Here is a 9,039-nt window from a genome sequence, read left to right on the forward strand (position 1 = left end):
TAGAAATGCCCCGTTGGAAGAAGAACCCCTATATTGTGGAGGTTGCCGCCGACAGCATTTTTCTGGATTATGGCCGACGTAAATATCAACGCCTATTACGCTCGTGGCAGGAGGTAGGTTATAGGCCGAGGTCTTGGAATAAATAAAATCGATTAAAGCCGTTTATTGAGCAAAAAGCTCAGGAAATAACAGCCTGAAAACGTCATCGTAGCTTTGGTCTGGTTCGACGTTTTTTTGCTGAAAAGCCTCTATCTTCTTAGCCAGTTTTCCCCCTGAACGCTCATCTTGTTTTTGTAGATTTGGGCTTGGATAGCGTTCTATGGCCTTTATAAATAAGTGGGCGAAAGACTCTTTGCCCGGAAAGACAGTGTGAGCCACTTGCACCACTTTCTGAAAACTTTGCCCAATCACACAGTCTAATTTGACCGATAGGAGAACAAACACGATTCCGTACACCTTCTTTAAACGGTGAGCTTTTTGAGGGCTTTTAACTTTAATCAGACAGGTTGCCAGACACAAACACGTTAACAAATCAGTTCGATCCAGGTGAGAACGATTCAGACGTTCGCGCTCAAAAGCTATTCTTAAAAAAGATTTGTCTTTCTCTGTAGGCTGATACCCTTGATTTTGTCCAAACAGGGTAAACAAATTTCTATACGTATCCAACGAAAAGGCGGCAAACTCATTCAGTAAAGGGCTTCGTCGTTCGGGATAAGCCTGTACCTCGTTAAGTGTTTGAAGAACCGACGAGCGGGCGCGAGAGAAGCCTTCTTCAAGTTCTTCTTGGTAAGCCTGTCGGCGTTGCTCATATATCTGCTGCCGTTGCTCAATTTCGTGTTGCCGCACCCATTCGGCCCGTTCCTCGTCGTCAATTTCTTGCTTAATCGACTTGGTAGCACCTTCTACATCAAACAGGAATACTTTGTAGGTCTTATCATCGAACGTTAAGTCGTGCAGGCCGACTAACCGTTCCTGCCAGCGGTAAGCTATCTGCTGACCAGATCGGTAAGGTTCACGGTACAGGCATTTAAGGATAAGGTCATGTTGGTGTTTGGACTCACTGATAGCTTCTCCATCAAAAACAAACGCATTCTGATTATTTCCGTAGAAAACGTCTTTTTCGGTGAATCGTTGTTTGTTGAACTCATCGGAGAAGAATTTGAAAATCCAGATTATGAATGTCTGGTTTTGTTGATAAAAGTATTCCCGATCCGCAATGACACTCAAAAACGTAGTTGAAAGCTGAATCTCAAACACGACTTGGCGCGAGTGGTAAACGGCGCTTACATCGGGCTTACGCCAGGTCAATAGTCCAGAAGTATCCCGTCTAACCGTTTCGGTAGCCACCTCAGTTACACCTTTGCCTGTTAACCGATTCGATTCCAAAGAGGCTGCTACCAACTCCTTTGTTCGTTCGTGCAGCTTACTTTCTTTCTGACCATTGTATTTGATAGCCCGAATCTGTTGTTGGGTAAACGCCTGGCTGGTCTTTATGGGGCAATCGTCGCTGTCCCACTGATGGGCAAAGTGCATCCGCTTTAGTTTTGTCTCGTTTTCGGCTCTACCCCGAATCTTGATAAGCTGATTGCAGTAGTAGCATTTGTATTTAGGGTCGCGTCGGTTACGGATAGCATCTTCTAACTGTCTGCGTATCTCGAAAATAGCAGCTTCGTCCTGACTGAAAAATGGCCCTGCGAAAACCTCCTCGCCTGTTTCACAGTCTAATACTGACGGAATGGTGAATTGAAATCCTTTCATTTAAGCGTCGAATCGAAAGAAAATGCTACATCCTTAAACCGAAGGGAAACAGTTATCTTCACAGCCCAATTAATAAAATAAATGCTCTACGACCGCGAAACCACATTCAAATTTCTTCAGCAGCGTAATTGGATGGCTCTCATCGAGTTGTTTAAAAATAATAATATTTATGACCAACTTCGTCAGGACGATATTACAAGGAGTATTCTTGAATCGCAGTTCATCCGGGAATTAATTGACGGAAGTAGCTTTGACAAAGACCCTGATTATCTCTTTTATTTAGAGCAGTTTCATATGCTTCATACAGGGCCGAATTTTCATTTTGTCCTGCCCCCCGTAGATGTGGAACGCCTTGCAGAAAAAATTATAGTTGGCTATCGCTCAACTCAGGTTCAGTCAGCTTTGCTCTATGCCAAGAAATATCCTCATCTGTCTGTCAGTATTGAATTGCTTCAGGAGTATGAACGGACACAGCCTAAAGTGGTCGAGCACAGTCAGCAACGAACGATTCACGTAACTGTAAACCGTGAAGTTGAAGCTGTAAACCATACAATTAGCTTATTCAAATCGAAGCAGGAGTATGAGTTCTACCGGGCAGTTCGGGAGGTGTACAGCACCTACCTCGTCTTCCCAAATGTAGCGGTCTCGGCACTGGTGGATTTTGAGCAGATCAAACATCTTTTGGAACCGCATGAGCGAAATTACTTTTTCAAAGCCTTAGTAGATTGCGTTGTCTTCGACGCAGAAAATGCGTTTAAGCCATTCAAGATGCTGGAGATTGATAGCCCGTATCATGATAGTGAAGAACAGCAAGCTAAAGATCGAATAAAGGACAAAATCATGGCTAAGGCAGGCCAACGTTTGCTTCGCATACGTGTGAAAACAAGAATGTCAGAGCAAGACCTAACCCGCTTAATTCGCGAAGTTACTCGTGAACAACCCTGATAGTTGAAGCTATTACGTCTCTCAAACTAAAGTGCTTCCCCGTTTTTTAAACGTAGCGAGTTGGTCAGTTCTAAAACACGATCTTGATATTGCTGTTGTCGGGTCGAATCCCTCAGCTTCCAATCGAACCGCCAATCGTGTAAATCATAGATTCCCAAAGGCTCGGCTCCTTGTTTGGCTACATCTTCTAAATCCTCTACGGCGTTGAGGTAATTGCTGGCGGAACGGATACAATATTCCCCGTTGAAAATGTACAGGCCATAATAGCGAGTGGCAACCTTTGTTCGGTTCATAACGGCTTCAAATTAGCTGTTGGCATTCAAACAGACCGCGCTATTTTCTCCAATACCCGGTGGCTATCCCCAAATCGACATAATGCGTCGCAGTGGGCGCGTAGTTCAGACATCAAGATGTAACGGATTGGCGTATTAGTCTGTCTGATGGAAGGACGTGTTAACTGCATCTCAACTTCTTTGCGTCGGATGTCGGGAACTACCAGATAGAGCGTTGTTGCATGGTCTGGTAAAGAACAAGTCAGATCGGTTAGTCGCAGGATACCTGAGTAAATCGACGTACTTTTTTCTACCTCAAAGGCGCAGATGATGCGTCCTGTGCCTTTCTCCAGCCATATAATGTCAATCAGGCCGATAGTTTGAGCGGTTTCAGGCGCAACAGGTAGCGTGGGTAAGTTGGGCAGGCTCAGAAACGAGAATGAATGACCATTATATTGCCGGGAAATATCGTTCCGGGCAGCCGCGACATCGTAACCTAACGCCCGACCAATGGTTAGCAGATGATACTGCATCTCACTGTGCGTTTGCTCTTCCCGATGTTCATCAACGACTTCCTTATGACGTTTGGATAGTTGCTTTTCGAGTTTTTCTCGCTCAACAACGGGTTGGTCAGCCAGGCCCGGCACCAGCAGATTACCTGCCCCAATCTCGAACAATAAACCCGCTAACGCCCCTAAGTCATTTGATAAAACGTGTCGGTATTCGGTATTCACTGCCAGCATTTTGTCCCGGATGGCTAAGTACTCCGACCACGAACCCAACTTGCGCTTTTCATTGAAAAGTCGGTTGTAACCGTTAATAATAGCCGTATTGAAGGGTGGCAACCAAGTCGGATGCAAAAAGTAGAGGATGCTGGCTACGGCAGGCCCCAGCCCCTTTATCTTATAGGCATCAAGCCGATTTATCTCGCTCACAACCGTTTCGGGCTTCGTGGCCTTCAGGCAACATTCTAAGAACTGCCCGAAATACCGCTTATGGTCCTGATTCTCATAAATATCTGGAATACGCAATTTTGGCTTCCAGTAGAAGGGGTGGGAGGCACCTTCAAAAATCTGCTTCTGCTCGGTAATGCACGTTAATACAAACTCTAACGAACTCCCTTTGAAATCGTTAGGGAACGAGCCGCCTTTAATGTCGCTGACGACCTGAAGTATCCCGCGCCGAATTGACCGGAAGGCTTTCAAGCGGTCTTCGTTGTACAAAAACCAGCTTTGATAGGTTAGGTCAGGGCTTTGCTTATACTCGTGGATCAGGTTGGTAAAGGTAGCTATATCATGTATCATATGACAAAAAGTAAACATTAAGCGTCTTCTACGACTCGAGACAGAGGCTAATTAACCCAAGAATCTTTTAATCCAAAAATTCTATAAGTCTGATAGAGAATATTGCAACAACCTTTGCAAACCACCCACAGTTATACAGGGGTTAAATCACATTACTCAACAGCATGAAAAAGAACTTTTTATCAGCAACCAACCTGACCGGGCTAGCCTTGGCTATGACCCTTACCCTGACGGGGTGCGACAAGAACGGTAGTGAAGCCGTTGAACCCGAAATCCTGACGGAAGCCAGTGCGCGGACCTCATCAGATGATCCCAACGACCAGGCATTTGACCGGGAATCGGACCGGGTACTGGGGCAGATGATGCGCGATATGGAAAACATGGAAATGACGGGCGACCCGGACATGGACTTCGCCATGATGATGAAGATGCACCACCAGGGAAGCATTGATCTGGGAACCGCTGAAAATCAGTATGGCAAACACGCTGAAGCGAAGAAAATGGCCGATATGGCCATTAAGGGCGACAAGGAAAGCCAGACACGTCTGCAATCGTTTTTGAACGGACATCCCGCGCCCGAAAAGATAGATGCCAACGTTTATAAGCAGTTCAAAAAGGAGATGAAAACAGCCATGAAGCAGATGATTCAGGCCTATGCAAAGGTTCCGAACACCGCCGATGTGGACGTTGATTTTGTGCGCCGGTTGATTGAGCATCACAAGGGGGCTATTGCAATGGCCACGCTTCAATTTAAGTACGGCGATGATAAAGCGCCGACCGATGAGGCCAGTATTATCATTACGGAGCAGGCCAGTGCCCTCAAGGAATTAGCTGCGTTTGCTAATAAACATGGCATACCGAACGCAGAACTCAAATAACTTTATCGATATTCTGCCGCCGATACTGCCTAAAAGCGCGTGTCGGCGGTTTTGTCATTTCCCAATTAATCAAGTTACCAATACGTATGAAAAACGAACTGTTCACCGTGGTCTCACTCAGTGCGGTTCTGCTGCTTTCTCAACCAGCATTGGCCCAGCAGTCGGCCAGCAACGGGATGATGAAGGCCATGCAATCCGGCATGAATCAGATGATGAGCATGAAGATGACCGGCGACCCCGACCATGATTTTGCCATGATGCTTAAAATGCACCACCAATCGGCAGTTGATATGTCGGAGATGGAAATCAGGCAGGGCAAAAATGCACAGGTAAAAGCCTTAGCAGGTAAAATCAAAACGGCTAATCAAGCAGAAATTAAGGAGCTGACGCAGTTCATCAGCAGCCACAAGCCCCAAACGGCTTCCTCAAAACTGGGCCAGGATGCCATGAAGATTATGCACAGTGGGAAGCACTCGATGAACGGGAACATGGACCACGATTATGCCAGTATGATGGCGCAGCACCATCAGCAGGGCATCGACATGGCCAACGCTTTTTTGAAGGAGGGCAAAACGGAGAAGATGAAAATGATGGCTCGGAAAGTCATTCAGAATCAGACAAAAGAGGTCGCCGAACTAAAAAAAATGGAAGCTCAGATTGTCTCCCGGTAACCAAAGCGGACACTTTTTAAAAGAGCGACAGGAGTGTAACCTTTTGTAGGTTACGCTCCTGTCGCTCGTGTTTTTAACGAAATCCAAATATTTTACATAAATCCAGCGAAATCTTGGTATTGTTTACTTGGTGACAACTCCCGTTTCTACCGTCAAAACAGTGGCTCTAATTAGTCGATGTTAATATGTAGCACCTGTTTTCTCTTTATACCTCAACCCATGAAGATTGATTGTGGCACCTGTCTGATCCGCTCGTGGCAATACGGCGATGAAGATCACCTGCCTCAGCACGCCAACAATAAAGCTATTTGGCTTAATCTCCGCGATAGCTTCCCTCACCCATATACACAACTTGATGCCCAGCGGTGGATACAATACGTCGTTGACCCTGAACTGGAAACCAACTTCGCTATTGACGTGGGTGGCGAAGCAATAGGCAACATTGGATTACGAATTGGAGAAGACATTAGCCGGTATTCAGCCGAATTATGGTACTGGCTTGGGCAGGCGTACTGGGGGCGCGGGATTGTGTCGGCAGCCATAAAGGCAATGATCGACTATGCGTTCACAGAGTTTATGCTTACCCGGCTTTACGCGCAGCCAATGGCGCACAATGCAGCCTCGATCAAGGTACTTGAAAAGGTCGGCTTTCGTCGAGAAGGGTTACTCCGGGACAGTGTCGTTAAAAATAATGTGTTGATGGATACCGTCCTCTATGCGTACCTGTCGAGCGATTGGCTGGCTGATAGGAATGAACTTCTCTAATTGAACATGAACAAACCGACTCAAGCCTCACCGAATCTGGCCGAACCGCTGTACCCAACGGACAAAACATTAGTTGACCTATTTGTGGATCAGGCCCGCCAGACACCCGATCAAGTGGCCGTCGTGTGTGCTGACAGCCTGCTAACCTACGCTGAACTGGACCAGCAATCGAACCAGTTGGCGCACTACCTCCGCAAACAGGGCGTAAAGCCGGAAACCCTGGTTCCTATTTGCCTGGACCGTTCCATCGCCATGATTGTTGGGCTATTGGGAATTCTTAAAGCGGGGGGAGCTTACGTACCCATTGACCCGGATTATCCGGCTGACCGAATCGAGTATATCCTTGCTGATTTGAACGCAACGGTAGTTGTTACCGATGGTGTTGCCCGCCCCAAACTGGAAGCCGAACCAGCCCATCCGACCGAAAGATTGAAGCAACCGGTTACTCGAACCCTCGTGTGCCTTGATCGGGATGCATCGGTCATTAACAGTGAATTCATTGAAGCTGTATCAGAGCCACCGACACCCCCCCAGTTAGCCTATATCATCTACACATCAGGATCGACGGGCAGACCAAAGGGCGTAATGATCGAACACGCCAATGTAGTCAGTCTGATGAAGATGAACGCGTCGCTTTTTGATTTCAGCGAACGGGATGTCTGGACGATGTTTCACTCGTTCTGTTTCGATTTCTCCGTCTGGGAAATGTACGGCGCGTTGCTGTTTGGGGGGCGGCTTATTATCGTGCCTAAGCACATCGCCAAAGACGCTCACCTGTATGGCGCGTTGCTTGCTACGCACCGCGTCACGGTGCTTAATCAAACACCGTCCGCGTTTTATGTATTGCAGGAGCATATTGTGGGGCGGTCGGTTCCGTTATCGGTTCGATACGTCATTTTTGGTGGTGAGGCCCTGCATCCGGGAAAACTTCGCCCCTGGCAAGAGGCATTCCCAACTTGTCAGCTCGTCAATATGTACGGCATTACCGAAACCACCGTACACGTAACCTACCTGGCCCTCCGGGGAGAACATCTTGCCCAATCGAGTAGTCTGATTGGTCGGTCCATTCCAACGCTGACTACGCACGTCCTGGACGAACAGCAACGACCGGTAGCCGTTGGCGAAACGGGTGAGCTATACGTGGGTGGCGCGGGACTGGCGAGGGGTTATCTGAACCAGCCGGAACTAACCGCGCAGCGATTTATTCCAAACCCGTTGTCGGATCAGACCGACGACCTAACCCAACCCGTATCCCACCGGCTTTACCGCAGTGGCGATTTGGTGCGGCGGTTACCGCAGGGCGAACTGGAGTACCTGGGCCGTATTGACGCGCAGGTTAAGATTCGGGGATTCCGCATTGAGTTGGGCGAAATTGAGCAAACCCTTCAGCAATATCACGGCGTAAAACAGGCCGTTGTCGTCGCTAAAATCTACGGTGATGCCGATATTCGGTTAGTGGGCTATGTTGTTATGGATGGCCCCTTCGAGAAATCGACCCTCATCCATTTTCTGAATAGCCGCCTGCCGGATTATATGGTGCCCGCAGTGTGGATGTCCATTGACCAAGTTCCGCTGACCCCAAACGGCAAGGTTGACCGGCGGGCGTTACCTGATCCTGAACCGGCAGACTCGTTGGTAAACACATTCCTGATGCCGGGCAATTCCACCGAGGAAAAGTTGCTGGCTGTTTGGCGAGAGGTGCTGGCACTCAACCGGATGGGTGTCACCGATAATTTTTTTGAGTTAGGCGGCAACTCTCTGTTGGCGGCCCGCACCATAGCGGCCCTGAAGCAAACCCATTCTTTAGAGATACCTATTACGAAGCTCTATCAGTATCCTACGGTACGGGCCCTGGCCGATTTTGTGGACGGGCAAGTCCAGGATTTATCCCTTCCTGGTCGAAAAAATACGGCACGTACAGATACCGACGAGGTGGCGATTATTGGTATGGCCGGTCGTTTTCCGGGAGCCAACACAGTTGAGGCCCTGTGGGAAGTATTACGAGCAGGTCAGGAAACGATTCGCTTTTTTACGCCCGACGAGTTAGATCCTTCATTGCCCGACGACTTAATCCGGGACCCACAGTACGTGAACGCCAGGGGGATTCTGGCCGAGGCTTACCAATTTGATGCGGGCTTTTTTGGCCTAAGCCCGAAACTGGCCGAGGTCATGGACCCGCAACAGCGCGTTTTTCTGGAGATTGCCTGGGAAGCTCTCGAACAGGCGGGTTATTTGCCGAATCAGTACGGGGGAAGCATCGGGGTTTGGGCGGGTTGTGGCAACAATACGTACTACCTCAACAATGTACTGCCCAACACTGAAGTCGTTCGCCAGGTGGGGAATTTTCAGGCCATGACGGTCAACGAAAAGGACTTTATTGCCTCCCGAACGGCTTATCAACTAAATCTGGGCGGGCCAGCCGTTAGTGTTTATTCGGCCTGTTCTA

Annotated in this window: 8 protein-coding genes; 5 read left to right on the plus strand and 3 right to left on the minus strand. The window is 48.2% G+C overall.

Annotated features, from left to right (window positions below; translation table 11 throughout):
* Positions 1-162 precede the first annotated feature (162 nt).
* The gene (locus tag BGO59_RS10950; protein WP_293683671.1) at positions 163-1,758 is read right to left on the minus strand and encodes a DUF6035 family protein; all 1,596 of its coding nucleotides are present in this window, start codon (positions 1,756-1,758) and stop codon (positions 163-165) included.
* A gap of 81 nt (positions 1,759-1,839) precedes the next feature.
* On the opposite strand from BGO59_RS10950, the gene BGO59_RS10955 reads away from it, so the two are divergent.
* On the plus strand, positions 1,840-2,703 hold the full coding sequence (locus BGO59_RS10955) for a DUF2726 domain-containing protein (protein ID WP_293683672.1): 864 nt from the start codon (positions 1,840-1,842) through the stop codon (positions 2,701-2,703).
* Positions 2,704-2,729: 26 nt separating this feature from the next.
* Here BGO59_RS10955 and BGO59_RS10960 read toward each other — a convergent pair whose 3' ends face one another.
* Both BGO59_RS10960 and BGO59_RS10965 read right to left on the minus strand, forming a co-directional pair.
* A complete protein-coding gene (locus tag BGO59_RS10960; protein ID WP_293683673.1) occupies positions 2,730-2,996 on the minus strand; it encodes a hypothetical protein in 267 nt (88 codons plus the stop codon).
* A 26-nt stretch (positions 2,997-3,022) separates the two neighbouring features.
* Positions 3,023-4,279 carry a hypothetical protein gene (locus tag BGO59_RS10965; protein WP_012931331.1) on the minus strand — a complete coding sequence of 419 codons (1,257 nt, stop codon included), beginning with the start codon at positions 4,277-4,279 and terminating at the stop codon, positions 3,023-3,025.
* Positions 4,280-4,443: 164 nt separating this feature from the next.
* On the opposite strand from BGO59_RS10965, the gene BGO59_RS10970 reads away from it, so the two are divergent.
* The 4 genes from BGO59_RS10970 to BGO59_RS10985 form a co-directional block, all read left to right on the plus strand.
* Entirely contained in the window at positions 4,444-5,157 is a 714-nt protein-coding gene (locus tag BGO59_RS10970) for a DUF305 domain-containing protein (RefSeq protein WP_012931330.1), read from the plus strand.
* A gap of 86 nt (positions 5,158-5,243) precedes the next feature.
* Complete coding sequence (locus tag BGO59_RS10975) at positions 5,244-5,828, plus strand: DUF305 domain-containing protein (protein WP_012931329.1); 585 nt, start codon at positions 5,244-5,246, stop codon at positions 5,826-5,828.
* Positions 5,829-6,047: 219 nt separating this feature from the next.
* A complete protein-coding gene (locus tag BGO59_RS10980) occupies positions 6,048-6,593 on the plus strand; it encodes a GNAT family protein (RefSeq protein WP_012931328.1) in 546 nt (181 codons plus the stop codon).
* A gap of 6 nt (positions 6,594-6,599) precedes the next feature.
* Positions 6,600-9,039 (plus strand): amino acid adenylation domain-containing protein (locus BGO59_RS10985; RefSeq protein ID WP_293683674.1); only part of this gene is annotated, 2,440 nt, incomplete at its 3' end.

It is taken from the genome of Spirosoma sp. 48-14, from assembly GCF_001898575.1.
Taxonomy (GTDB): domain Bacteria; phylum Bacteroidota; class Bacteroidia; order Cytophagales; family Spirosomataceae; genus Spirosoma.

Coding starts and splice junctions, on each gene's coding strand:
- BGO59_RS10960 (WP_293683673.1), bottom strand. CDS start 2,996: ATGAACCGAACAAAGGTTGCCACTCGCTATTATGGCCTGTACATTTTC.
- BGO59_RS10970 (WP_012931330.1), top strand. CDS start 4,444: ATGAAAAAGAACTTTTTATCAGCAACCAACCTGACCGGGCTAGCCTTG.
- BGO59_RS10980 (WP_012931328.1), top strand. CDS start 6,048: ATGAAGATTGATTGTGGCACCTGTCTGATCCGCTCGTGGCAATACGGC.
- BGO59_RS10965 (WP_012931331.1), bottom strand. CDS start 4,279: ATGATACATGATATAGCTACCTTTACCAACCTGATCCACGAGTATAAG.
- BGO59_RS10955 (WP_293683672.1), top strand. CDS start 1,840: ATGCTCTACGACCGCGAAACCACATTCAAATTTCTTCAGCAGCGTAAT.
- BGO59_RS10975 (WP_012931329.1), top strand. CDS start 5,244: ATGAAAAACGAACTGTTCACCGTGGTCTCACTCAGTGCGGTTCTGCTG.
- BGO59_RS10950 (WP_293683671.1), bottom strand. CDS start 1,758: ATGAAAGGATTTCAATTCACCATTCCGTCAGTATTAGACTGTGAAACA.